Annotated in this window: 20 protein-coding genes and 1 pseudogene; 7 read left to right on the top strand and 14 right to left on the bottom strand. The window is 64.5% G+C overall.

Annotated elements, in window-relative coordinates; all coding sequences use genetic code 11:
* Positions 1-44: 44 nt before the first annotated feature.
* From P6U30_RS13370 to P6U30_RS13360, 3 genes and pseudogenes are all read right to left on the bottom strand, one after another.
* Complete coding sequence (locus tag P6U30_RS13370; protein WP_407169474.1) at positions 45-1,196, bottom strand: DegT/DnrJ/EryC1/StrS family aminotransferase; 1,152 nt, start codon at positions 1,194-1,196, stop codon at positions 45-47.
* 31 nt (positions 1,197-1,227) lie between these two features.
* Positions 1,228-2,244: a Gfo/Idh/MocA family oxidoreductase gene (locus P6U30_RS13365; protein ID WP_407169473.1), complete on the bottom strand. Its 1,017-nt coding sequence runs from the start codon at positions 2,242-2,244 to the stop codon at positions 1,228-1,230.
* A gap of 431 nt (positions 2,245-2,675) precedes the next feature.
* A pseudogene (locus tag P6U30_RS13360) lies at positions 2,676-4,087 on the bottom strand (mannose-1-phosphate guanylyltransferase/mannose-6-phosphate isomerase).
* A gap of 330 nt (positions 4,088-4,417) precedes the next feature.
* Between P6U30_RS13360 and P6U30_RS13355 the strand changes: the two are divergent.
* Both P6U30_RS13355 and P6U30_RS13350 read left to right on the top strand, forming a co-directional pair.
* Entirely contained in the window at positions 4,418-5,383 is a 966-nt protein-coding gene (locus tag P6U30_RS13355; protein ID WP_407169472.1) for a lysylphosphatidylglycerol synthase transmembrane domain-containing protein, read from the top strand.
* A gap of 12 nt (positions 5,384-5,395) precedes the next feature.
* Complete coding sequence (locus P6U30_RS13350; RefSeq protein WP_407169471.1) at positions 5,396-6,412, top strand: MraY family glycosyltransferase; 1,017 nt, start codon at positions 5,396-5,398, stop codon at positions 6,410-6,412.
* A 19-nt stretch (positions 6,413-6,431) separates the two neighbouring features.
* Here the strand turns inward: P6U30_RS13350 and P6U30_RS13345 are convergent, their stop codons facing one another.
* The 6 genes from P6U30_RS13345 to rfaD form a co-directional block, all read right to left on the bottom strand.
* Positions 6,432-7,367: an NAD-dependent epimerase/dehydratase family protein gene (locus P6U30_RS13345; protein ID WP_407169470.1), complete on the bottom strand. Its 936-nt coding sequence runs from the start codon at positions 7,365-7,367 to the stop codon at positions 6,432-6,434.
* Positions 7,364-8,578, bottom strand: a complete 1,215-nt coding sequence (locus tag P6U30_RS13340) for a glycosyltransferase family 4 protein (RefSeq protein ID WP_407169469.1) — start codon at positions 8,576-8,578, stop codon at positions 7,364-7,366. The genes P6U30_RS13345 and P6U30_RS13340 overlap by 4 nt, the downstream gene beginning before the upstream one ends.
* A 41-nt stretch (positions 8,579-8,619) precedes the next feature.
* Entirely contained in the window at positions 8,620-10,533 is a 1,914-nt protein-coding gene (locus P6U30_RS13335) for an SDR family NAD(P)-dependent oxidoreductase (RefSeq protein WP_407169468.1), read from the bottom strand.
* 84 nt (positions 10,534-10,617) lie between these two features.
* Positions 10,618-11,910, bottom strand: coding sequence for an O-antigen ligase family protein (locus P6U30_RS13330; protein WP_407169467.1), 1,293 nt, complete (start codon positions 11,908-11,910; stop codon positions 10,618-10,620).
* Positions 11,907-13,379, bottom strand: coding sequence for a D-glycero-beta-D-manno-heptose-7-phosphate kinase (rfaE1, locus tag P6U30_RS13325; protein ID WP_407169466.1), 1,473 nt, complete (start codon positions 13,377-13,379; stop codon positions 11,907-11,909). Before rfaE1 ends, P6U30_RS13330 begins: the two co-directional genes overlap by 4 nt.
* 18 nt (positions 13,380-13,397) lie before the next feature.
* Positions 13,398-14,378, bottom strand: a complete 981-nt coding sequence (gene rfaD / locus P6U30_RS13320; protein WP_407169465.1) for an ADP-glyceromanno-heptose 6-epimerase — start codon at positions 14,376-14,378, stop codon at positions 13,398-13,400.
* A gap of 137 nt (positions 14,379-14,515) precedes the next feature.
* Here rfaD and waaF point away from each other — a divergent pair, with 137 nt between their 5' ends.
* The gene (gene waaF, locus P6U30_RS13315; RefSeq protein WP_407169464.1) at positions 14,516-15,580 is read left to right on the top strand and encodes a lipopolysaccharide heptosyltransferase II; all 1,065 of its coding nucleotides are present in this window, start codon (positions 14,516-14,518) and stop codon (positions 15,578-15,580) included.
* On the opposite strand, the gene P6U30_RS13310 is transcribed toward waaF, so the two are convergent.
* Positions 15,562-16,653, bottom strand: coding sequence for a glycosyltransferase family 4 protein (locus tag P6U30_RS13310; protein WP_407169463.1), 1,092 nt, complete (start codon positions 16,651-16,653; stop codon positions 15,562-15,564). The genes waaF and P6U30_RS13310 overlap by 19 nt on opposite strands.
* Positions 16,654-16,738: 85 nt before the next feature.
* Here P6U30_RS13310 and galE point away from each other — a divergent pair, with 85 nt between their 5' ends.
* The 3 genes from galE (at position 16,739) to P6U30_RS13295 (ending at position 20,400) form a co-directional block, all read left to right on the top strand.
* The gene (galE, locus tag P6U30_RS13305) at positions 16,739-17,752 is read left to right on the top strand and encodes a UDP-glucose 4-epimerase GalE (protein ID WP_407169462.1); all 1,014 of its coding nucleotides are present in this window, start codon (positions 16,739-16,741) and stop codon (positions 17,750-17,752) included.
* A 99-nt stretch (positions 17,753-17,851) separates the two neighbouring features.
* Positions 17,852-19,663: an ABC transporter ATP-binding protein gene (locus P6U30_RS13300; RefSeq protein ID WP_407169461.1), complete on the top strand. Its 1,812-nt coding sequence runs from the start codon at positions 17,852-17,854 to the stop codon at positions 19,661-19,663.
* 35 nt (positions 19,664-19,698) lie between these two features.
* The gene (locus tag P6U30_RS13295) at positions 19,699-20,400 is read left to right on the top strand and encodes a fumarylacetoacetate hydrolase family protein (RefSeq protein WP_407169460.1); all 702 of its coding nucleotides are present in this window, start codon (positions 19,699-19,701) and stop codon (positions 20,398-20,400) included.
* 60 nt (positions 20,401-20,460) lie between these two features.
* Here P6U30_RS13295 and P6U30_RS13290 read toward each other — a convergent pair whose 3' ends face one another.
* From P6U30_RS13290 to P6U30_RS13280, 3 genes are all read right to left on the bottom strand, one after another.
* Positions 20,461-20,676 (bottom strand): hypothetical protein, encoded by a 216-nt coding sequence (locus P6U30_RS13290; RefSeq protein WP_407169459.1) that lies wholly within the window; start codon positions 20,674-20,676, stop codon positions 20,461-20,463.
* A 158-nt stretch (positions 20,677-20,834) separates the two neighbouring features.
* Positions 20,835-21,212: an SPW repeat protein gene (locus P6U30_RS13285; RefSeq protein ID WP_407169458.1), complete on the bottom strand. Its 378-nt coding sequence runs from the start codon at positions 21,210-21,212 to the stop codon at positions 20,835-20,837.
* A 36-nt stretch (positions 21,213-21,248) separates the two neighbouring features.
* Positions 21,249-22,589, bottom strand: coding sequence for an MFS transporter (locus P6U30_RS13280; protein WP_407169457.1), 1,341 nt, complete (start codon positions 22,587-22,589; stop codon positions 21,249-21,251).
* Positions 22,590-22,832: 243 nt separating this feature from the next.
* Between P6U30_RS13280 and P6U30_RS13275 the strand changes: the two genes are divergently transcribed.
* Positions 22,833-23,699, top strand: coding sequence for an FkbM family methyltransferase (locus tag P6U30_RS13275; protein WP_407169456.1), 867 nt, complete (start codon positions 22,833-22,835; stop codon positions 23,697-23,699).
* A 312-nt stretch (positions 23,700-24,011) separates the two neighbouring features.
* On the opposite strand, the gene P6U30_RS13270 is transcribed toward P6U30_RS13275, so the two are convergent.
* Positions 24,012-25,709 (bottom strand): NAD-dependent malic enzyme, encoded by a 1,698-nt coding sequence (locus tag P6U30_RS13270; protein WP_407169455.1) that lies wholly within the window; start codon positions 25,707-25,709, stop codon positions 24,012-24,014.
* Positions 25,710-25,835 lie beyond the last annotated feature (126 nt).

Here is a 25,835-nt window from a genome sequence, read left to right as displayed (position 1 = left end):
CCGGTGCTTCTAGCGCATGATCACCATACGAACAAACCGGGCATTCAGGACGAGAGCGCGCCGCGCACGGCCTGGATGACACGCTCCTGGGTCGCCTCGTCGAGATAGGCGTGCATCGGCAGGCTGATGACGTCCTCCGACAGGCTCTCGCTGACCGGCAGGCCGCCCTCGGCGACCGGGAAGTCGCGATAGGCGGTCTGCTGATGCATCGACTTGGTGTAGTAGATCGCAGTCGGGACGCCTTGCGCCTTCAGCGCCGCCGCGAAGGCGTCGCGGTCCGTCCCCTTGGGCAGCCGGATGGTATATTGCGCCCATACCGAGGTGCAGCCGGAGGCCAGCCGCGGCACGGCCACGACGTTGCCGAGCCCGCGCGAATAGCGGTCGGCGGCCACATTGCGCGCCGCGATCTCGTCCTCAAAGATCTTCAGCTTCTCGATCAGGATTGCGGCCTGCATGGTGTCAAGCCGGCCGGTGAGACCGAGGCGGACGTTGTCGTACTTGTCCGAGCCCTGTCCGTGCACGCGGATACTGCGCAGCGCGTGCGCGAGTTTGTCGTCATCGGTGAAGATAGCTCCGCCGTCGCCGAAACAGCCGAGCGGCTTTGCCGGGAAGAAGCTCGTCGCGGTGGCGAGCCCGAAGGTGCCGAGCTTGCGGCCCTTGTAGCTGGCGCCGAAGCCCTGCGCCGCATCGTCGAGCACGAACAGGCCCTCGGCCATGGCGAGGGCGGCCACAGCATCGTGATCTGCGCTCTGGCCGAACAGGTCGACCGGAATGACGCCGACCGGCTTCAGCCTGCGCGCCCGCGCGGTCGCAATCCCGCGCTTGAGCGAATTGACGTCGATGTTGAAGGTCGCCTCGTCGACATCGACAAAGACCGGCGTCGCGCCGGTCAGCGCCACCGCTTCGCCGGTCGCGCAGAAGGTAAAGGACGGGCACAGCACCGCGTCACCTGGTCCGACGTTCTTTGCCATCAGCACCATGAGGAGCGCATCGGTCCCGCTGGCGCAGGTCACCACATGCCTGGCGCCACTATACTCGGCCAGCGCCTTCTCCAGCGCCGTCACCTCAGGGCCGTTGATGAACTGGCAATGGTCGAGGACGCGGGCAACCGCCTCATCGATCGACTTGCCGAGCCGCTGGCGCTGCGCCGAGAGATCGATGAAGGGAATGGGTTCCGGACGGATATGCTGGTTCATGGAGCTGTTCGCGCGTGATTTGAAGATGACATCAGCCGACGACGCGGCGCGGCCCCTTGAGCGCCGTGGAGGCGGCAGGCCTGGCGGGTGATTCCAGGCAGCGAATTGCGATCTCGAGACTCGCCACGCCCTCGTCGCCGGACACCGCCGGCAACCTGCCTGTGCGCACCGCATCGAGGAAGGCGATCAGCTCGGCGCGCAGCGGCTCGTCATGACCGACCGGCAGATGCCGCATCGAATAGCTGCCGTCAGGCTTGAAGCCGAAACATTCGGTGACCTGGCGCGTCAGCAGGTCGCCCATCACGTACTTGCCGCGAGTTGCCACCGTGACGTTGCGCGCCTTGAACGGCGTCAGCCAGTTGGTGTTGATGTGAGCGAGCACGCCGGAAGCGGTGCGGAACTGGAGCAGCGCGATGTCCTCGCGCTCGGCAACGGCACTCGAAAGCTGCGGCTGCACCTCGACGATGTCGGATTCGGTAAACCAGCGAATCAGGTCGATGTCATGGACGGCAAGGTCGATCACGACGCCGACATTGGACATCCGTGGCGGGAACGGACCGACGCGAGTGATGCCGATCGACAGGATGTCTTCACCCGAGATCGCCTGCTTGATGGCGGCGACCGCCGGATTGAAACGCTCGACATGGCCGACCATCAGCGTCACGCCTGCGCGCTGTGCGGCAGCAACAATCTGCTGGCCTTCCTCAACCGTGGATGCGACGGGCTTTTCGACGAGAATGTGGATGTTGCGTGCGATGCAAGTGAGCGCGATGTCGTGATGCAAATGAGTGGGAGCTGCGATCGTCACCGCGTCGACGCCCTCAGCAAGCAGTCCGTCGAGGCTCTCGAACGCGCGGCAGCCGACGAGGTCGATGGCGCGCGAGCGATGCTCCGGAAGCGGATCGACGATCCCGACCAGCACGACACCGGGCAGCCCGGCCAGCACGCGGGCATGATTGCTACCCATCACGCCGGCGCCGATCACGCCGACGCGCAGTGCGCGCCTGATATCGGCCTTCGCGCCCGATGCGGACACCTTTGCATTCATATTGTAGACCCCAACTGACGTTCTGGCGGTTGTCCCGGCTTCTCAGGGAGCCACCCCGGCTCCGAGGGGACCAGCACAAAGGCTTCATCCCAAGTTTGGCGCTTTTGGCGCGAACCACGACCCGCTTCGTTGGCAGCCGCTATAGCACGGCGCCATAAATGTGGCGATTGCCAAGCACGAAATCCGGACACGTTTTGATTCAAAGAGTTACATCGTCCGACAAGCTTTTTGGCCACGGCAAGCCGCCTCGCGTCAGGATCGCGGCAAAAAATTTGGGCAGCAGCGCCATACCGTCATTACGAGCGCCAGCGAAGCGATCCATCGCGCTACGTACGCTGGAGCATGGATTGCATCGTCACTTCCGCACAAAAAGCTTTGCAACTTGATCGCGAGCTCCTTGCAACGGCTAGACTGGACAGGACGATAGGCTGTCAGGTGCGCCGATAATCATCCTCGATGCGGATGATGTCGTCCTCGCCGAGATAGCTGCCGGTCTGCACCTCGATCAGCTCGAGCTGGATCTTGCCGGGATTCTCCAGCCGGTGCACCGCGCCGATCGGGATGTAGATCGATTCGTTCTCGTGTACGGTCTTGATCAGCTCGTTGACCGTCACCTGCGCGGTGCCGCGCACCACGATCCAGTGCTCGGAGCGGTGGTGGTGCTTCTGCAGGCTGAGCCGGCCGCCCGGCTTGACGATGATGCGCTTGACCTGGTGGCGGTCGCCATTGTCGACCGACTGGTAGGAGCCCCACGGACGGTGCACCCGGATGTGGCTCTCGGTCACCTCGGGCGCCGTCACCTTCAGCTTGGCGACCAGCCGCTTCAGCCCGTTGGCGTCCTTCTGCCGCGACACCAGCACGGCGTCCTGGGTCGCCACCACCACGAGATCGTCGACGCCCTCGAGCGCGACCAGCGCACGGTCGGTCGTGACGTTGCAGTTGCGGGTCCTCGAACACCGCAACGCCGCGCGCCGCATTGCCCTGGCTGTCCTTGGCGGAGAGCTCCCAGACCTGGCGCCAGGAGCCGATGTCGGACCAGCCGCAGGCCACCGGCACCACCGCCGCCCGCGCGGTCTTCTCCATCACCGCATAGTCGATCGAGATCGCCTTTGCCGCGCCGAACGCCGGCGGGTCGAGCTTGACGAAGCCGAGGTCGCGCCTGGCCTCCGCCACCGACTGCTCGACGGCCGCCACGCTGGCGGCATATCGACGTTGCGATACTCATCGAGCAGCACCGCGGCGCGGAACATGAAGTTGCCGCTGTTCCAGAGATAGCCCGCCTCGATATAGCCGGCGGCGATTTCCGCATCCGGCTTCTCGACGAATTTGCCGACCGCCCGCACCTCGCCGGCGACCACCTCGCCCGGGCTGAGATAGCCGTATTCGGTCGCCGGCCGCTCTGGCTTGACGCCGAAGGTCACGATGCGGCCCCGCTCTGCCGCGGCGAGCCCCTCGCGGCACGCCGCGACGAAGGCCGACGTGTCGCGCACCAGATGGTCGGCGGCGAGCGCCAGCACCACCGCCTCAACGTCCCGGCTGTGCGCAAACGCCGCCCCGGCGGCGATCGCGGGCCCGGAATCGCGCCGCATCGGCTCCAGCAGCACGTCGGCCTCGCCGCCGATCTCGGCGAGTTGCTCCAGCACCATGAAGCGGTAGGCCTCGTTGGTGATCACGATCGGCCGCTCGAACAGGCTCGCGTCCGCGACCGCAGCAGCGTCTCCTGGAACGTCGAGCGCGCCCCGAACAGCGACAGGAACTGCTTCGGATGCACCTCGCGCGAGGCCGGCCACAGCCGCGTGCCCGCACCGCCGCACATGATCAGGGGGATAATTCGCCGGTCCATCGATGCCTCAAGTCCTGTCTTGTCCGCGGATAACACATCAAAATCGCGCGAAGGCGGCCGTGATCGACGCCCCTGTTGCCCGGGGAGTACTGTCACGGTGTAGCATCATGCGATCCCGTGCGTCAGGTCAGATCTTACCGGTATTGGACCCGGTGCACAGGTGACAGTCCCGTTCCGGCCTCTTTTGCCCACTTATCGGGCTGGCCGCAATAACAGCGGCACGGCTATTGCCAGATCGGTGCGGACACCATACCAAGGCGGCGAATTCGGGCGCGCGAAGCCTTTGCGCGGTTTTTTGACAAATTCTGAAACTGGGCCAGCGCGGGCGACATGCGCCGAATCCTGCTTTCTACCCTAAAGATACTGATCTCGGCTGCGCTGCTCTATCTCTCCTTGCGCAAGGTCAATCTGTACGACCTCGCCTCGCGCATCCAGGTCGAAAGTCTCGGCTGGCTCGGGCTGGCGATCGCGGTCACGATCGGCCAGATCTTTCTCGGCGTGTTGCGCTGGCGGGACATCAGCGTGGAATGCGGCGCGCCGCTCGTGACCGCGCAGGCGATGCGCTTCAACATGATCGGCACCTTCTTCAACCAGACGCTGCCGTCCTCGATCGGCGGCGACGCCGTGCGGCTGTGGCTCGTTGCGCGCAACGGCGCGGGCTGGCGCGCGGCGACCTATTCGATTTTTGTCGATCGAGCGATCGGACTCATTGCGCTTGCCGTCGTTATCGCCGCAACACTGCCGTGGAGCTACCGGTTGATTTCCGATCCCCACGGCTGGACGGCCCTGCTGCTGCTTGATCTCGCCGCGCTCGCGGCAGGATTCGGCTTCCTGCTGATCGGCGTGTTGCCGTGGCCGTGGTTGAAGCGGTGGTGGGGAACGCATCACGTACACGCCTGTGCCGTGATTGCGAACCGGGTGCTGTTCAGCCGCAAGCGCGGGCTGAAGGTGATTGTGCTTTCCCTGATGATTCACGTGGTCACGGCCGTGATCGGCTGGTGCGTGGTGCGGTCGATCGCGGCGCCGGTCACGTTCGGCCAGATCTTTCAGCTCTTGCCGCCGGTCATGCTGATCACGATGATGCCGATTTCGATCGCAGGCTGGGGCGTGCGCGAAGCCACGATGGGACTGGCCTTCGGATATGCCGGGTTGATCGCGAATGAGGGCGTCAATGTCTCGCTGCTGTTCGGTGCGATATCATTCCTGGTCGGCATCTTCGGCGGCTTGGTGTGGATCCTGAGCCCGGAGAAAGCCGCGAAGGGCGCTGCGCCGATCGAAGTGCCGGCATCGGAATAGCCGTCGACCGCCATGACCAGCTTCGAAATCCTCCTGTCGTTCATCGCAGCGGTTCTGGCCGCATCGATCTCGGCCATGCTGATCCAGGCGACGCGGCCGATGCTGCTGCGCGTGGCGCTTGCGAAGCCGAATGCCCGCTCGTCGCACAAGATTCCAACGCCACAAGGCGCCGGCATCGCAGTCACAGCGGCCACGCTGCTCGTAGGCGCGATCGTCCTCGTTCTCGCCGGATTGCCGGACTTGACGGCTCCCTTCGTGGTGTTCGCCGCGAGCCTGTTCATCGCGGTGGTGGGCTTCGCCGACGATGTCCGCCCCCTGCCCGTCGCCCCCCGACTGTTGCTGCAAACCGCGGCCGTCGCCATCGTGGTGTTCGCCGCGCCGGACGATCTGCGGATCGTTCCGATCTGCCCGCTCTGGCTCGAACGCGGCTTGCTGCTGGTCGCGGGCCTCTGGTTCGTGAACCTCGTCAATTTCATGGACGGGCTGGACCTGATGACCGCAGCCGAAGCCGTGCCGATCACGGTGGCGGTCGCCCTGCTCGGCAGCTTCGGCCATGTCCCGGCTGCGACCACAATCGTCGCTGCCGCGCTGTGCGGGGCGCTGCTCGGTTTCTCCCCGTTCAACCGGCCGGTCGCGCGGATATTCCTTGGCGACGTCGGCAGCCTGCCGATCGGCCTGCTGCTCGGCTGGTGCCTGCTGCAGCTCGCGCTGCATCAGCAATTCGCTGCCGCGCTACTGCTGCCGCTGTACTACCTGGCGGATGCGACAGTCACGCTGCTCCGCCGGATCGGGCGCCGTGAGCCATTCTGGGCCGCGCACCGCTCGCACTTCTATCAGCGCGCGACCGACAACGGATTTACGGTATGGCGCGTCGTCGGCGAGGTCTTCGTCCTCAATGTCGTACTTGCGCTGCTTGCGATCGGCTCGGTCGCCCTGAATACCCTTACCGCAGATCTTGTCCTGTTGCTGGCCGGCGCACTTGCCGTCGCCCTCCTGCTGCGTCGGTTCTCGCGACCACGGACGCTTTGATCGGCGACGGTCAGACCAGTCACTGACTCAGGGCGAGTTTCAGGCCGTCATCGAGGCTGAGCGGCGGCCGCCATCCACTCGTAGCGAGTTTCGACAAATCGAGCTCGAGTGAGCCGAGCAGGCTGTCGTTGGCCTCGCTTCGACCGCTGGCCTTGAGCAGTGTGCTCAGAAGCGGCGCCGGCATCCAGAACAGACGTGGCGAGGTGTGCGCCGCATGGGCCAGACGCTCGATGAATTGCGGCGTCGACACCTGCTCGCTGTCCGCCACCAGAAACACGTCGAAACCCTGCGTCGGACGCTCGAGCCGGTGGAGAATGAACGAAGTCAGATTCTCGACCGACAGAAATGCGCGACGGTTGTGGATGTTGGCCAGGGGAAGTGGAACGCCGCGCTTCACGGCTTTTTCGAGCAGCGCAAAGTTCCCTTTTGCTCCGGCGCCATAGATCATCGGCGGACGGACGACAGTGACCTTCATGCCGCTACCCGCCACCAGTTCGCTCAAGCCGGCTTCCGCAGCCGCCTTCGACATTCCGTAGAGGCCACGCGGCGTCAGCGTGTCGTCCTCGCGAAACGGTGGACGCCCGTTGTTGCTGCGGCCATGAACCAGGATCGTGCTGACGAATACGAAATTCCGCACGCCGGCATCGATCGCGGACCGCGCCAGATGCAGCGTCCCCGCGACATTGACGTTGTGATAGAGCTCGATCGCGTGCTCTTCCTTCTGGTGATGAACGCGAGCGGCGAGATGCACCACAGCGTCCACACCGGCAACCGCCTCGCGCCAATCGGTGGTTGGTCCGAGCGTATCGATCGCCACGTCGTTTGCGTCCTGGGGCGGAGTCCGCACGGCGCGCCGCACCACCCAGCCATTGCGGGCCAGCAAGGGCACGAGGCGGCGGCCGACAAAGCCGCTCGTCCCCGTGACCAGAACCGTCGGTCGATGACCGTTACTCATGCCGTCCGCTCCACATCGCGACCGCACAATAGCTCGGCAACGAGCGCTGCGTAACTGCCAAGGGCCCGTTCGGGGCTGAAGGTCCGCGCTGCTGCAACCGCACGCTCGGCCATCGCGGTGTCCTGCGGGCGCGACGCCTGCCTGATGGCATCGGCGAGTTGATCCGGCTTGCCGGGTGCCACGACCCAGCCGAGCGCGTTTTCCTTCACGGTGAGCGCGGCCTCGGCCTCGGGTTCCGAGATGAGGATCACGGGACGGCCCGCCGCGAGCAGATTGTAGAACCGGCTCGGCACCGATACGCCGGCGACGTTCTTGCGATAGGGAATCAGCCAGACGTCGGCGCTAGAGAGCAGCGCGTCGAGATCAGCGCCCGCGACCCGATCGACCAGGGTGACGTTGGCCAGCCGATCCGCGGATTGCATCTCCCTCAACCGGTCAAACCCCATCCCCCAGCCCGAGAGCAGGAAATGAATATCGGCGTCGCCGCGCAGCAGCCGCGCCGCATCGAACACGATGTCCGGATCGTGAGTGAATCCGAGATTGCCGGACAAGCCGACGACGAAACGGGCACCGATCGCCTTGCGAAACGGATTGTCGGGGTCGACGGGACGAACGCCGGGCACGAGCGTGGTCCAGTTCGGAATGAACCTGATCTTGTCGGGCGTCATTCCCTGGTACCGCAGCAATAGCTTCTCGCTGTCGCGGCCGATCACGATGACGGCGCTCAGCGCTCGGAACATCAGCCCGTTGATCGCCCGCATTGTGCGCGCGACGAGAGAGGCCGGCTTCAGCAGCCCGGCCATGACGAGGACATCGGGAAACAGGTCGTGCAGGATCAGCGCCGACTTCGCCCCCTTTAGCCTTGCCGCGACGGCCACGGCGTAGGGGAGCACGAAGGGCGCGGTCACCGTGAGCGCGACGTCGCCGCGCTTCAGCCGCGTCCACAGTGCGACGAAGATCCGGCAGGTGAACAACGTCTCGGCCAGAGCGCGTTTGATAAGCGCGGCCTTGTCCGGCAACCAGTTCCGGATTTCGACCACCGTCGGCCGTCCGGGCCGGGGCTCTCTCGCCGAGCCCGGCATGCCGGACACCACCACGACCTCCGCGTCTTGTGCGACCCGTTCAGCGATCGCGGCCATGATCGCGGCAGTCGTGCTGTGGTCCGGCGGATAGTGCTGGCTGACGACGACGACTTTATGGGGCTTGCGCATCGATGGCTTTCGAGATGGTCCTGCCGCGCGCGACGGCGCGATCAGGCAGCATTCGATCCGAATTCAGGCACGGCGTCCTTCAGCACGGCGCGGATGGTCGCTCGGTCGTCCCTTTCGATGGCATCCTCCAGCGCGGCCAGCCACTTGCGCAGGGTCGACATCGGCGGCTGGTTCGGCTTCGCCGCCATGATGCCAGCGACGCCGATCTCGATGGTCGGCTCCTCACTTGCAAACAGGATCTCGTTCAGCCGCTCGCCGGGTCGAATGCCGCTGAACACGACTTCGATATCGACGCCTGGCTGCAGGCCGGATAGGCGGATCATCCGCTCGGCAAGATCGACGATTTTGACCGGCTGCCCCATGTTCAGCACGTAGACCGAGACGTCGGGACGCGCCGGCGTCATCGCATGCGTGGCGGCCGTGATCACCAGGTCGCAAGCCTCCCGAATTGTCATGAAGTAGCGGACCATGTCCGGATGCGTGACGGTGATCGGGCCGCCTGCTTCGATCTGGGCCTTGAACTTCGGCACCACCGAGCCGTTGGAAGCGAGCACGTTGCCGAAGCGTACCGAAATCAGGCGCATATGCGGCTTGCCGTCGGCTCCGGCCATCAAATCGTGGTCGAGCGCCTGGCAGTACATTTCGGCAAAGCGCTTGGTCAGCCCCAGCATGGACACCGGTTCGATCGCCTTGTCGGTCGAGATCATCACCATCGCGGAGGCGCCGGCGGCCAAGGCCGCGTCGGCAACGTTCACCGAGCCGAAGATGTTGGTCTTGACGCCTTCGCTCCAGTCGCGCTCGAGGATCGGCACATGTTTGAGAGCCGCCGCATGGAACACAATATCGGGCTTGAAGTCGCTCATCAGCCGTATGATGCGCTCGCGATCCCGGATGTCAGCGATTCTGCCTTCGACCACTGCGGCCGTGCCGCGGGCCGACAGCGCTTCGGTGACCCCGTACAGAGCGGGCTCGGAATTCTCGATCACCAGCAGGCGTGCCGCACCGAAGGTTGCGACACGATCGCAGATTTCAGCTCCGATCGAGCCGCCGCCGCCGGTCACGATGACCGATTTGCCCCTCACCAGGGTCTCGAGCCGTCCATAGTCGATCTTGTGGCTCGGACGCAGCAACAGATCCTCAACCGCGACATTGGTCAGCCGCGGTGTGTCGCCGCCCTCCAGCGAGGGTAGACGGCTGACGATCAAGCCGAGCCGCTTGGCGCGCATCAGCACGCTTTCCGGATGGGCGTCCGGCTCGAACGCGGACGGCGTCATGACCACCCGCTTGATCGGCCGCTGCCGAACGCCGAAGTCGCGAATCACGGGCTCGATATCGTCGACCCCGCCGACGACGGGAATGTTGCGAATCTTCTGGCCCCGATCGGCGGCCGAGGGCGACAGCACGCCGATCGGCCACAGCCCCTTGATGGCGCCGTTCTCGATGCCGCGCAGCACGACTTCCGCGTCAGCGGTGCGTCCGACCAGCAGTGCCGGTGCGGCGTTGTCGGAGCGGGCATGAAGACGCGTGCGCGAATAGCGGAAATAGCGGTAGCCGAGGCGCAACGCGCTCAGCCCGAACACCTCAAGGAAGAAGAAGAGGATGATCGTGACGCGTCCCAGAAAGACGACGCCATGCGAACTTGTTTCGGTGAAGATGAAGACGTAGTCCAGCACCACGAGCGCCAGCGTCAGCACCGCCGCGACGCGCAGGATGTTCACAGCATCGGGCAATGACGTGAACCGCCATTTCGCGGTGGTCAGATTGCAGAGATAGCTGACCACGATGCTGAAGAGCACGAACCACGGCAGGACACGCATCAAGAGCGGCAGCCGGTCCGTAAGAAGGCTGCCCTCGAAACGCAGATAGAAGGTCGCCACCAGCGCAAACGCCGTCACAAGCGCGTCATGGATCAGAATCAGGAAGTTGCGCAGAGTGAATTGTGAGAGGCGCGTCATGTATTCGGGTGGCTTAGCGGCAACTGTGGGTTTTGCGACAAGGTGTCAAGGCTGATAGCGTATCTGCGACGGTCATGCCAGCGATCATGGACGGATTGGGCGCTCAAGTTCCACGCTTGCCACCGATCGCGCTTTTAGCGCCATGCCGCCGGCGACCCCGACACCCAATACGTACATCCAGCCCTCGTGAAAATCGAAGATGTGCGAATTGAACAATGAAGTGAAAATATTCTGCACCACGACGAGAAGCCCGATCCAGTTGGCGAGCCCGCCGCCGCGGAACAGCAAAAGGTGCAGGATCCACATGGCATAAAGGATGGCGACCCCCACAATGCCCCACTGCACGGCGACGTTCAACGTCTGATTGTGCGGATTGCCGATCACTTCGCTTGAAGCCTGCCGTTGGACGTGCGTCGCGACGCGCTCGAACAGGCCCCGCGTCGCCCCGGTGCCGTGTCCTATGATCGGCGCCTCGGCGAAGAAGCCGAGCGACTTTCGCCAGAACTCAAGCCGCAGACCGATCGAGGTCGGCTCGTTGCGCTCCATGTAGAGTTGGTAGTCGCGACTGAACGTCTCGGCGGTCCATCGCAACTGAGGCGACGAATACCACGCCACCACGGTGAGCGCGGCGGCCCCACACAGGATCAGGGCGATGCTGCGCCAGCGCAGATGGAGCAGCGCAAACACCGCGAACATGATCGGGACCGTGACCAGCGCCGTCCGCGACACCACCACGAACGCCATGTTGGCGAAGAAGCTCACGGCGATCGCGATCAGCAGCACGGCCAGCGCGATGCGCTTGGCCTGCAAGAGCAGGACGATCGGATAGGCCAGCGCGACCGCGCAGAGCGTGAATTCCTGGCTCTGGTTGATGTAGTCCTTGACGAAGATGCCGCGTTCGGCGCCTCCCGACGGCTTCAGCGAGAGGCCAGGATGCACCAGTACCAGCCAGGACATCACCATCAGCAGCGTGCAGGACACCAGGAAAGCCGTTAACACCCACGTTCCACGTCGCGAGCGCTGAAAATGATAGAACAGGAACGGAAGCACCAGGAGCTTCGCGGTTGGCTCCACCGCATACAACCTTGCACCCCAGACGGCGTCCGACCAGAGCGTGCCGACGAGCGCGAGGCCAAACAGCGCGGCGGGCACAGCGCAGATCGGCTGCTTCACCAACGCCCAGAACGCCCTCAGGTCGATCGTCGGAGCGACTGCGATCAGCAGCAGCACGCCGAAGATGCCGACCAGCGAGGTCGACCAGGGCAGCGACAGCGCGATCAGGACGGCGATCACGTCCGTCGTCGTCGCCCACCGCGCCGGGTCGCGCCAGGCGGGCAGCGCCGCGGCCGAGGCCGGGGAAGCCGTGCTCGCGTTCACGCCTTGCCCCCGCGGGCCCGATCGACCAGCGACGTCGTACTGTGCCCGGCCAGGATATCGACCAGCAGCACCTCGCCGCCAGACGCCTCGACGATCTCACGGCCGACCACCTGCTCGCGGGTGTAATCGCCACCCTTGACCAGCACGCTCGGCCGCACCTTCATGATCAGGTTGATCGGCGTGTCCTCCTCGAAAATCGCAACAAGGTCGACGGCTTCCAGCGCCGCCAGCACCTCGGCGCGCGCCTGCGCATCCTGCACCGGGCGCCCCTCTCCCTTCAGCCGCTTCACCGAGGCATCGCTGTTCAATCCGACGACGAGACGGTCGCAGGCGCCGCGCGCCGCCGTCAGCACCTTGACGTGGCCGGGGTGCAGGATATCGAAGCAGCCGTTGGTGAACCCGATGCGCAGATCCTGCTTACGCCATTCGGCAAGATATGCATCGATATCACCGCCGGCCGCGACGATCTTTTCCTCCGCGGCAAGCGACGCATGCGGTAGAATCCGTCGCCGCAATTCATCGGGTCTGACGATCGCGGTGCCGGTCTTGCCGACGGTCACTGCGGCTGCAGCGGTCGCCATCCTGAGCGCGGCCTCCCAGTCTGCCGTCGCAGCCAGCGCCAGCGCCAGCGTCGCCGCCACCGTGTCGCCCGCACCTGACACGTCACGCACCTTCACCGGCAGCGACGGCACGTGGATGATCCCCTTGTCACGCAGCGCGAGCGTCATGCCGTGCTCACCCTGCGTCACCAGCATGGCTTCGCAGTCGGCCAGCCGCATCGCATCCTCGGCGGCGGCTGCGATCGCGCTGTCCGAATCGGCACGGCTCCGGGTTGCCTCGGCGAATTCCTTGCGGTTTGGCTTGAGCAGCGTGGCGCCGCGATAGATCGCGAAATTGAGGCCCTTCGGATCGACGATCACTGACTTGCCCAGCTCGCGCGCCGCATCAATCGTGTTGCGGATTACCCGCGCGGTCAGTACGCCCTTGGCGTAGTCCGATAGCAGCACGATATCGGCGCGCGCAAGCTGCGGCAGGATGGCATCGATCAGCTTCTGCTCGACCTCGGCCGAAGCAGGCACCGCCTGCTCCCAGTCGGCGCGCAGCATGTGTGTCGAGAAATGCTCGGACACGAAGCGCACCTTCCGCGTCGTCGGCCGGCCGGGATCACGCACCAATATGCTCTCGATCCGGCTTTCCCGCGCCAGCACGGCCTGCAGCCGGGCGCCTGCGTCGTCGTCGCCGATCAGACCGACGAAGATGCAGCGCCCGCCGAGCGAGGCAACGATGCGCGCGGCATTGCCGGCGCCACCGATATGGGTCTCGCTGCGCCGAGCTGCGATAACCGGCGCCGGCGCCTCTGGAGAAATTCGCGACACCTCGCCGTACACGAACTCATCGAGCATGAGGTCGCCGACGCAGAGCACGGTCTGGCCGGACATTGCATGCAACAGAGCTTCAAAATCGAACATCTGTGGCCGTGCCCCGCTTCAGCGATATCGATCGGCGCGATCGAGGAAGCCCTTCACATAGGCGTCGACCGCATCTTCGAGCGCCGTGAAGCCGCCGTTATAGCCGGCACGCCGCAGGCGATCGACCTCGCTCTGCGTGAAATACTGATAACTGCCGCGAATCTGCTCGGGCATGTCGATGTACTGGATGTTCGGCTTCGCGCCGAGCGCGCTGTACGCCGAGACAATGAGATCCTTGAAGCTGCGCGCCGTGCCAGTTCCGACATTGAACAGCCCGCTGACTGACGGGGTTGCCAGCAGCCACATCATCACCCGCACGACATCGTCGACGTAGATGAAGTCGCGGCGCTGATCACCATCGGCGATCCCCTCGCGATGCGACTTGAAGAGCTGCACGACGCGGCCCGCCTTGATGTCATCGAAGCGGCGCGCCAGCACGCTCATCATCGACCCCTTGTGATATTCATTCGGGCCGAACACGTTGAAGAATTTCAGCCCGGCCCAGTGCGGCGGCAGAGGCTCTCCCTTCGCCGCGCGCTCGGCGACCACGAGGTCGAACAGTTGCTTGCTCCAGCCGTAGAGGTTCATCGGCCGCAACCGCTTCAGCGCCGCCACCGAGGGATCATCATCGAAGCCCTGATCACCGTCGCCATAGGTGGCCGCCGATGAAGCATAGATGAACGGCGTGTGATTGTCCGTGCACCAGTCGAGCAGCCGCAGTGACAGGCGAAAATTGGTTTCGATGACGAGATCACCGTCGGTCGCGGTGGTCTCCGAGATGGCGCCAAGATGAATGACGGCGTCGAGACGCCGCCGCTCCAGCCAATGGCCGAGCTCGGCGGGGGGCACAAGATCGGCAAGCTGACGCTTAGCCAGGTTCCGCCACTTGCCGTCGCTGCCGAGGATGTCACAGACCGCGACGTCGCTGCGCCCGGCGTCATTCAACGCGGCGACGACGTTCGATCCGATAAAACCGGCACCCCCGGTTACCAGAAACATTGCGAAATCCCACCCAAGTCCACTGCAGCCGCCAGCTTTGCCCCACTCCAGCGCCGCAAGCAACGACGGCTTTACCTCAAGACGCGAACCGGTTACCGACGGGGCCGCAATCGGTCCGGCTCCGCACATTCTTAGATATGAATAACGATTCAATATTAGGGATAGAAACAGAGGACGCCGCGGACACCCGTCCGATCCTCGTCATTCCCTATATGTGGATTGGGGATTTTGTGCGGGGCCACACGGTAATCCGGGTGCTCCGCAAGCGCTGGCCCAATCGACCGGTCGACCTGCTGGTCACCCGCCTGTGTGCGCCCCTTGTGGACTACATGCCGGGCGTGCGCGCCGGAATCATCTCCGATCTGCCCCGCAGCCGGCTGGCCGTGGGTCGGCAGCGGGCCCTCGCGGCCGAGCTCCGGACCCGGAACTACGCCACCGCACTGGTGCTGCCGGGCACCTGGAAGTCCGCGATTGCGCCGACGCTGGCCGGCATCCCCGAGCGGATCGGCTTCTTCGGCGAGGCCCGGTTCGGCCTGATCAATGCGATGCGGTGGGGCGAGAAGAAGCTGCCGCGCTTCATCGACCAGAATGCTTCGCTCGCGCTGCCCCGCGGCGCGCCGCTGCCGCCGGAATGGCCGGTGCCGCAGCTCCAGGTTCCCGCCGACGAGATCGCACGATGGCGGCAAGCCAATGGCCTGGGAACCGGTCCAGCCATCGCGCTCGGACCAGGCTCGGTCGGCGCCTCCAAGCGCTGGACCTATTATCCTGAGGCGGCGCGGCTGTTCGCCGAGCGCGGCTTTGACGTCTGGGTGATTGGCGGCCCTGCCGAAAAGCCGCTGGCAAAGGAGATCGTCGCCGCCGGCGGCGCCCGGGTCCGCGATCTCACCGGCACCGACCTCCGCAATGGCGTGCTGGCGATGGCCGCGGCCAGCGTCGCGATCTCAAACGATTCCGGGCTGATGCATATCGCAGCCGCAATCGGCACGCCGACCATGGGCATTTTCGGCCCGACCAGCCCGTATCTCTGGGCCCCCATAAACGGCCTCGCTGCCACCATGCAGCAGACCAAGGCGAAGCTGTCGTGCCAACCGTGCCAGAGCACCATCTGCCGGATGAACGACCATCGCTGCATGCGCGACCTCCCCGCCATCGACGTCGTCGAGACCGCTCAGCGCGTGCTGGCTCAGATCAGCGTCCGATAGACCGCGGCGATCGCATTCGCTTCCGCATCCAGACTGAACTTATCCACAACCCGCGCCTGCGCCCGTGCGCCCATCGCCGTCGCCGTCATCGGATCGCGCATCAAGGGCTCCAGCGCGGCCACCAGCGCATCGACGTCGCCCGGCGGCGTCAACACCCCGGTGACACCGTCCTCGACGACGAACTCGGCGGCTCCCGCCCGCGCGGCCACCAGCGCCGCGCCGACCGACATCGCCTCGATCAAGGTCAGGCCAAAGCCCTCGTTGCGCGAGGTGAAGGCATAGATCGTCAGCCGCTGATACCAGCGCACGACATCCTCGATCGGAAGCTCGCCGGTGATAATGATGCGCGACTGCAGACCCGCCGCCTCGATGCGCCGCTTCAAGTCGTTTGCGAACGCCTGCTGCTCCGGCACGACGGCGCCGACCACGACGGCGCTGAATTCGGGATAGCGCGGCAGCAACCTGCACATCGCGTCGACAAAGACGTCGGTGCCCTTTTGCGCGCGTACCCGCCCGAAGCATCCGATCGCATACCGCCCGGGCAATCCGCTCTCGGCAAAGGCCGCCGTACGATCGGCCGGCGGCGCGTAGCGATCGGTGTCGACACCGTGCATCACCACCGTCGCTTCGCGCTTGAGATAGGATGCCGACAGCGGGCTCGTCGCGATGATCGCGTCCATCTTGCGGATCAGCCAGCGCGTCAGCCAGGTGTGATGACGCTGCGCCGCAGAGGTGAAGATGAGCTTCAGCGGCCAGCCCAGCCCGCGCAGCAGGAGTCCTGCGATCATCTCGTCGTTGCGCCGCGCGTGCCAAATGAGGGGCCTGCGGCGGCGCCAGAGCCGCAGCAGGTCGGTGAATCCCATCGCCGCAATGCCGTCGGGCCGGTGCGTGCCGAACCATGCCGCGCGAAACATCTGCGCGAGCTTTGGCGCGACCATGCGGTTGGTCGCCGTGACGCCTGAATAGCGTCTGTGCAGGTTCGGCACGATCAGTTCGAGCTCGCCGGCAGATATGTTCTCGATCGGCACGCAAGTCTCCGTTTCGCGCCAGTTCCTATACGCAACATTAAGCATAGTGGCCAGTTCAGGCGCGACGAAACCCCCTCTTCACCGCGGCGCCGCTAGCATTCCCGGCAAATAGAACGGGAGAGCTGCACCCATGACCGTGCTTGTGACCGGCGGCGCCGGCTACATCGGAAGTCACATGGTCCACGCGCTGGTCGATGCTGGCGAAAGCGTCGTCGTGATCGACAATCTCTCCACAGGTTTCTCCGCATTCCTGCCCGAGAGCGTGCCGCTGTTCATCGGCGACGCCGGCGACGAAAATCTCGTCGAGGGCGTGATCGCCCAGCACAAGGTCGAGAGCATCATCCATTTCGCGGGCTCCGTCGTGGTACCGGACTCGTTGCGCGATCCGCTCGGCTATTACCGCAATAACACCATGACGACGCGCAGCCTGCTCAATGCCGCGGTGAAGGGTGGCGTCAACCGCTTCATCTTCTCCTCGACGGCCGCTGTCTACGGCAACCCGGACCACGTGCCGGTGCCTGAGATCGCGCCGACACGGCCGCTGTCGCCCTACGGCTCGTCGAAGCTGATGACCGAGATCATGCTGCACGACGTGGCCACCGCCCACGGCATGGGCTACGTCGTGCTGCGCTATTTCAACGTCGCCGGCGCCGACCCGCAAGGACGCGCCGGCCTTGCCACCGTCGGCGCCACCCATCTGCTCAAGATCGCAGTCGAGGCGGCGACCGGCCAGCGCGCCAAGATCGACGTGTTCGGTACCGACTATCCGACGCATGACGGCAGTTGCATCAGAGATTTCATCCATGTCAGCGACCTCGTCGAGGCGCACCGATCGGCGCTGTCCTATCTGCGCGCCGGCGGCCAATCGGTGACGCTGAACTGCGGCTATGGCCGCGGCTATTCCGTGCTCGAGACCATCGAGGCGATGCGTCGTGTCTCGATGCGCAATTTCGCCGTCGCCTATGCGGCGCGCCGACCCGGCGACATCATGACCATGGTGGCCGACACTGGCCGCATCCGCGCGCTGCTCGACTGGACGCCGCGCTACGACAATCTCGATGTCATCGCGACTCACGCGCTGAACTGGGAGGAGAAGCTGTTCCGGGAGCGCGGCGGCCTCCCGCGGCAGGCAGAATCGGCCTGAAAATCAAGCCGTTATTGGGCTTGAAAAAGCCCCGACAAGCGGGCAAGGAGGTTTCCGCAACCCTGACGGCCGGCAAGGCCTGCCGTCAATGGAACGCGGATGGCCCAGTTTCCAAACAAAATTACCGACGATCCCTATGGCGCGGCGATCCTGATTCGCCGCCTGGTCATGGAACAGGGGGTCACCTATTGGCGGCGCTATTTGATGGCGTTCGCGCTGATGGCCATTGCGGCCGGCTCGACCGCTGGCGCCACCTACGTGCTCGGCCAGGTGATCAACCAGGCCTATGTGGATAAGAACATCCCCGGCATCGCCATGTTCGCCGGCATCACCGTCGTGCTGCTCTTCATCAAGGGCGTGGCGACCTACGGCCATATGGTGATCCTGTCGAAGATCAGCAACGCCATCCTCGCCAGCAATCAACGGCGGTTATTCGCCAAGCTGATGAGCGAGAGCATCGGCTTCTTCTCGCAGCGGCATTCGTCGGAATTCCTGGCGCGGCTGACCGCCGGCGCCAAGTCGATCACCGACGTGCTCAACATGCTGGTCAACGCAATCGGGCGCGACTTCCTGATGCTGGTCGCCATGATCGCCGTGATGGTGTGGCAGGATCCGCTGATGTCGTTCATCGGGCTGGTCGCGGTGCCGCCGGCGATGCTGGTGCTGCGCAAGCTGGTGAAGCGGATCAAGGGTCTCGCCTACAACCAGTTCACCGGCACCGCCGACATTCTGGAGACGATGCAGGAATCGCTGCAGGGCATCCGGACCGTGAAGGCGTTCACGCTCGAAGACACCATGCAGCAGCGGATCGACGAGAACATCGCGATCGTCGAGCGCAACGCCAACAAGATGGCGCGCGTCGCCAACCGCTCCAATCCGCTGATGGAGATGCTCGGCGGCTTTGCGGTCGCCGGCTGCCTGCTCTATGGCGGCTACAGCGTGGTGGCACTCGGCGCCACCCCGGGCCAGTTCTTCTCGTTCCTGACCGCCTTCTTGATGGCGACCGAACCGGCCAAGCGCCTGGCGCGGCTCAACATCGACCTCAACAGCCAGTTGGTCGGCGCGCGGATGCTGCTCGAGGTGGTCGATAGCCCGGCGAGCGAGCAGGCGGACGACGACAAGCCGGCGCTCGAGCTCTCCGACGCAAGGATCGAATTGCGCGACGTCAGCTTCGCTTATCGCGACGGCGAGCCGGTGCTGAACCGCATGAGCTTCGTCGCCGAGCCCGGCAAGGTCACCGCGCTGGTCGGCCCCTCCGGCGGCGGCAAGTCGACCGTGCTCGCCTTGCTGCTCCGTTTCTACGAGGCACGCGAGGGCGAGATCCTGATCGACGGGCAGTCGATCTCGTCGGTGTCACGCAGGTCGCTGCGGCAGCAGACCGCCTATGTCGGCCAGGATGTCTACCTGTTCCGCGACACCATCCGCGCCAACATCGCCTTCGGCAAGGAGGGCGCGACCGAGGTCGAGATCATCGAGGCGGCGAAGGCGGCCTGTGCGCACGACTTTATCATGAGCTTCCCGCTCGGTTACGACACGCCGGTCGGCGAGCACGGCACCCAGCTTTCCGGCGGCCAGCGCCAGCGCATCGCGGTGGCCCGCGCGCTGATCAAGAACGCGCCCATCATCCTGCTCGACGAAGCCACCGCTGCACTCGATTCCGAATCCGAGAAGCAGGTGCAGGAGGCGATCGAGCATCTCTGCCAGAACCGCACCACGATCGTGATTGCGCACCGGCTGCACACCATCATGCATGCCGACGCGATCCTGGTGGTCGAGGGCGGCGAGATCGTCGAGCGCGGGCGGCATGAGGAGCTGCTGCGCCGCGGCGGCCGCTACGCCTCCTTCTTCCGCCTGCAGCATCACCACGACCTTTCCCCGCTGGCACTGGCGCCGATCAGCGCCACCGGCTAGATCAAGTTCACCACAAGAGCAGCGAGAACCGCCTCATGAACGCCGCCTCCTACGTCATTCCGCTTCCTCCACAGCCTTCGCTTCCCGTCGTCGGAGAGGCCGGCGCCTACCCGGTGCGCCGCATTTGGTGCGTCGGGCGCAACTATCTCGAGCATATCCGCGAGATGGGCAATGACGAGCGCGCGCCGCCGTTCTTCTTCGCCAAGCATGCCGACATGCTGGTCGCGGACGGCGCCACCATTCCCTATCCGCCGCTGACCAAGGACCTGCATCATGAGGTCGAGCTGGTGGTCGCGATGAAGAGCGGCGGACTGAACATCCCCGCCGACAAGGCGCTCGAACATGTCTACGGCTATGCCGTCGGCATCGATTTGACCCGCCGCGACCTGCAGATTGCTTCGCGCAAGAAGGAGCGCCCGTGGGAGGTCGGCAAGTCGTTCGACTACTCCGCGCCTTGCTCCGCGATCGAGCCGGCCTCGAAGATCGGCCATCCCTCGAAGGGCAAGATCTGGCTCACCGTCAACGGCAAGGAAGCCCAGAAGGGCGATCTCACCGAGCTGATTTGGAGCGTGCCGGAAATCATCTGGCAGCTCTCCCAGCAGGTGAAGCTCGCCGCCGGCGACATCATCATGACCGGCACCCCGGCCGGGGTGTCCCAACTCCAGCCCGGCGACAAGCTCGAATGCGGCGTCGACGGCGTCGGCACGCTGAAGGTTGCGATCGGCAAGCCGGAATAATCTGACCACACATCACGCCAAGCCCCGGACATCGCGTCCGGGGCTTTTTGCTGGGCGTGCTCAGCGCATCGTGCCGGGCATGCAGGGCGGCTCGGTGAAGGGAGCGGTTGCGAACGATCCAACGTTCGGCGCGCGCACGCAGTCAACGGTCTTGCTGCTGGCCGTTGTCGACGCATGAGCGCGCCGTGACGCGGCATTGCCGCCGGCAGCGGAAGCCTGAGCCGAATAGACAGCGGCCGCAACCAGAGCAACCGCCACGAAAGTCAGTTTGGTCATAGGTTTCTCCACGGGGTGGTGGAAGCCGAGGCAAGCCCGGCTCCTATGACCAAGAACGACCCATGGTCGAAGTTATTTCATCACGTCCGATCACCGGCGCGCGAGCGCCCGATCGAAGCGAGGCATTGGGTTTGCAGGATTGCCGCGGTCAGCCGGCTCTAATGCTTGTCTGTGACCTGCGTCGCCGGCGGCCCGAGATGCGTCTTCTCATATTCCAGCCACAGTTCGAGCAGCGCCATGAACGCCACCACCGCACCGGCTGCGATGCTGAAGTGCATCGCGCGGCTATGTGTGAAGCCGAGCACCCATGGCGAGATGATCAGCCACAGGCCCACGAACAGATTGGCCCACTCCTCCCAGACCGAAAACGCAACGATCGCCGCCAGCGACAGCACGGCGATCACCACGCCGCTGGTTCTGAGGTCGATCGCCGCAGTCTGGTTGGCGTGAACGAACAGCCACGGTGCGGCGAGCAGGAAGATGGCCGCCACCAGATTGTAGAGATCAAGTGCCGATTCACTTCGCCATTTGATCATGTCGATATCTCCCTTGCTGCTCTAACCCTTGACGCGTCAGGCACGCCGCTCATGCGCGCTGGCCGCGTTGATGTCCTTGCCCGTGTAGTCGGTCATCAGCGCGGTCGCGATCAGCGTGATGACCGCGCAGATCGCGATATAGATTGCGATCGCGGTCGCCGACTTGAAGGTGCCGAACAGCCAGGCTGCGATCAGCGGCGCAGGACCGCCGGCGATCACCGATGCGAGCTGGTAGCCGAGCGAGGCGCCGCTGTAGCGCAGGCGTCCGGTGAAGCTCTCGGCGATCAGGGCGGCCTGCGGGCCGTACAGCATGTCGTGCGGGATCAGCGACAGCACGATCGCGAGGAAGATGATCGGCTCCGATCCGGTGTCGAGCATCGCGAAATAGATGAAGCCGAAGATACCGGTCACGACCGCGCCGATCATGTACATATTCTTGCGGCCGATCTGGTCGGACAGATGTCCGAATACCGGGATCGAGACGAACGACACCACCGAAGCCGCCAGCACTGCGGTCAACAGCAGATCGCGCGTCTGGTGCAGCGTACCGATGCCATAGGAAAACACGAAGGCGGTAAAGATGTAGAACGGCGCCTGCTCGGCCATGCGCGCAAACGCGGACAGCAGGATTTCCCGCGGATAGTCCTTGATCACCGTCAGCATCGGCGTCCGGTCGAGCTGGCGCTCGGCAATCAGCTTCGAGAACACCGGCGTTTCCAGAATGCCAAGCCGGATGTAGAGGCCGACAACGACCAGGATGAGGCTGAGCGCGAACGGGATGCGCCAGCCCCAGGCCAGGAACTGGTCGCCCGCCATCTGGCTGAACGCCAGCACGGCAAGGTTGGCGAGGAACAGGCCGCAGGGCACGCCGAATTGCGGCCAGGAGGCGATCAGCCCGCGCGAGCGGTCGTTGCGCGCCCATTCCATCGACATCAACACTGAGCCGCCCCATTCGCCGCCGACACCGATGCCTTGGATGAAGCGCAGCGCGGTCAGGATCACCGCGCCCCAGATGCCGATGCTCGAATAGGTCGGCACCACGGCGACCGCGGCGGTCGCCAGTCCCATCAGTAGCAGCGTCGCGATCAGCGTCGATTTGCGGCCGATACGATCACCAAAGTGCCCGAAGATCGCCGCCCCGATCGGGCGCGCGACAAAGCCGACCGCATAGATCGCAAAGGCCTCCAGCGTACCGACCCAGGGATCGGAATGCGGAAAGAACAGCTTTGCGAACACCAGGCCGGTGACGGTGCTGTAGAGAAAGAAGTCATACCATTCGATCGCGGTCCCGATCGTGGACGCGAAAACGGCGCGACGAAGCTGGAGCTGATGCTCGGATGGACTAAGCCGTGTCGCGTCGAGGCCAAATGTTGCCATGGGATTGTCTCCCTCGGACTGGCCCCCGCGTGGATTGTGCCTGATTGTTGTGTCGTTAGGTCACAAACAACATTGCGGCCCAAGGGTTCCAGCCGGGCTGGAACTGGAGACTAGAACTTTAGTCGCCGGGAAAACGGCAGATCAGGCAGCGTCCCAATCCGACAGTTGTGCAAGCCGCGCAACAGCCCCTCAATTGTCACTTTCCCAACTACCCTTGGCCGTGGGGCGCGCAAAGGACCAGCCATGGACGAGACTCTTATTTACGACGTGGGCGCCCACAAGGGCGAGGATACCGAATTCTACTTGAGAAAGGGATTTCGCGTCGTCGCCATAGAGGCGATGCCGGAATTCTGCGATTCCATCAGCAAGCGCTTTTCGGAGTACGTCGCGTCGGGCGCCCTCTCGGTGGTCAATGTTGCGGTTTCGAACTCACCTGGGAACGTCAACTTTTACGTCGACGATCGTGTTTCGGAATGGGGAACAACCAATCCGGAGTGGTCCGAGAGAAACAAGGGCTTTGGCGCAGGCGTGGGCCGAACGTTCAAGATACAGGCCGCTAAACTCGCTGATATTCTGAAGCAGCACGGCGTCCCGAGGTACTGCAAGATCGATATCGAAGGCAACGACCTCGACGCCCTGGCGTCTCTCGAGGGCCTTTCCGAGCTGCCCAGATTCGTGTCCATCGAGTCCGACAAGACAAGCTGGAAGAAGCTTATCGAAGAGTTCGAGACCTTCGAAAGGCTGGGATACCGGAAATATCGGATTATCGACCAGTCCCTCGTCTCCATGCAGAGATGTCCAACCATTCCGAAGGAAGGACAGTTTATCGATTGGCAGTTCAAGAGTGGAAGCAGCGGCCTTTTTGGAAGTGAGCTGCCTGGAACGTGGGTCAGTGCACTCGAAGCCATCGAGCTCTACAAGGGCATCTTTCGTGGATATGCCATCAATGGAGACCTTGGCCTGTTCGGCGGCGGCGCGAAAAGCATGTTCAACATGGTCGGCAAGCTCCAGGAGAAGATGTTTCGCCTCAAGGGCTCCAAGCAGTACCTGAATCCGGCGACGCAATTCCCGCCGCCCGGCTGGTACGACACACATGCGATGAGGGAGTGACTGCCCGCAGCGAGCTAGGGCAATCGCATTTGGAAAAAACGGCCTGTGGCCCATCCTTCGAGACGCCCGCCTTTGGCGGGCTCCTCAGGATGAAGTCTTGTTTTGCGGCACAATAGTAGACCCTCATGGTGAGGAGCGCCGCTGCGGCGCGTCTCGAACCACGAGGCCGAGTACGTGCGCTGCCACCCAAGGCGGCATATGCGATAGCCCTGCGCAGCGAGCCGGTGTACGGCGCTCCGCTCACTCGATGTCGCGGGACGCCATCCCTCTCCTATGGAGCGGCAGGTCACGCGTCGCTGGTGCGCGTTCCGCTTAGGGGCGATCGCTTCGGCGATACTGGGCGTAACCGGGCGTCCAGACCTTGGCATGGATGCGCTGCTCGATCTCATCGATCGGAACATCCTTGGCCAGCCCTTCCTTGTGCGCCTGGATCGCCACTGCCAGGGCGACCGTCACCGCAACGTCGCGCAGCGCGCTGACCGGAGGCAGCAGATTGTGCTTCGGGTTGTCACGAGCCGGCGAGGAGCTCGCCAGCGCCTTGGCCGCGGCCATGAACATGCCGTCGCTGACGCGGCGGGCGCCGACCGCCAGCGCGCCCAGGCCGACGCCCGGAAAGATGTAAGAGTTGTTGGTCTGATCGACCTTGAAGCGAGCGCCGTCGCGCGTGATCGGCGGGAACGGGCTGCCGACGCCGATCAGCGCTCGCCCCTCCGTCCAGGCCTCGATATCGGCCGGCGTCGCTTCGGCGCGTGAGGTCGGATTCGAAAGCGGGAAGATCACCGGCCGCTGATTGATTTCGGCCATCGCGCGCACAATCGGCTCGGAGAACGCACCGGCCTGGCCGGACACGCCGATCAGCACGGTCGGCCGCGCGTTGCGCACCACGTCAAGCAGCCCGATCTTGTCGGGATGCGTGGCGGTCCAACCCGCGATGGCCTGCTTCTTCTGCACAAAGGGAAGCTGGAACGAGGCGAGCCCGCTCGTGCCTTCCAGCAGCAGCCCATCACGATCGACCATGAAGAAGCGCGTCGCGGCCTCACTCTCCGACAGGCCGGCATCGCGCATCGCGGCGCGGATCAGGCCGGCGATGCCGCAGCCGGCCGAGCCTGCGCCGAGCACGGCCACGCGCTGCTCGGTCAGCGGTACGCCGGTGACGTTGATCGCCGCCAGCAAGGTGCCGGTCGCCACTGCCGCCGTGCCCTGAACGTCGTCGTTGAAGGTGCAGAGCCGATCGCGATAGCGCTCGAGCATGCGGGTCGCGTTGTTCTTGGCGAAGTCTTCCCACTGCAGCAGGACATTTGGCCAACGCTTCACCACGGCTGCGACGAAGGCCTCGATGAAGTCGTCATACTCCTGTCCGCGGATGCGCTCGTTGCGCCAGCCGATATAGAGCGGATCGGCCAGGCAATCGGGATTGTCGGTGCCGACATCGAGCAGGATTGGCAGCGTCGTCGCCGGATGCAGGCCGCCGCAGCCGGTATAGAGCGCAAGCTTACCGATCGGAATCCCCATGCCGCCGGCGCCCTGATCGCCGAGGCCGAGGATGCGCTCGCCGTCGGTGACGACGATCGCCTCGACCTTGTCGAAGCGCGGCTGCGCCAGAATGCGATCGATCCGATTCTTGTGCGGAATACTGAGGAACAGCCCGCGCGGCTTGCGAAACAAGCGGCTGAAGTGCTGGCAGCCTTCGCCGACGGTCGGCGTGTAGACGATCGGCAGCAGCTCCTCCAGATTGGCGACCAAGAGCGCGTAGAACAGGGTCTCGTTGGTGTCCTGCAACTCACGCAGGAAGGCATAGCGTTCGAGATCGGTCTCGTAGCCGCGCAGGGCCTGGAGGCGGCGCGAGACCTGCTCATCCAGCGTCGCGACATTGGGCGGCAGCAGCCCGTGCAGGTCGAATGCCTCGCGCTCGGCCTCGGAGAACGCCGTGCCCTTGTTGAGCTGCGGATCGGCCAGCAATTCGTAGCCGCTCAGCGCGGTGGTGGCGAAATCTCCAGTCGACTCGGGCATGACAAGGTCCCTCAGTGCGGAATGCCGGGCTGAACTGTAGCACTTCGACGCACACGATCGGAGCGCGAAGGCGCGCTGCTCGCCAGGTTCTTACTCGGCCGGGAGGCCGGAACGCGCGCCACGCAG

This window comes from Bradyrhizobium sp. ORS 111, from assembly GCF_045571485.1.
GTDB lineage: Bacteria > Pseudomonadota > Alphaproteobacteria > Rhizobiales > Xanthobacteraceae > Bradyrhizobium.
The sequence above is the reverse complement of the archived record's forward strand: the minus strand, read 5'-3'. Positions and strand labels throughout refer to the sequence as shown.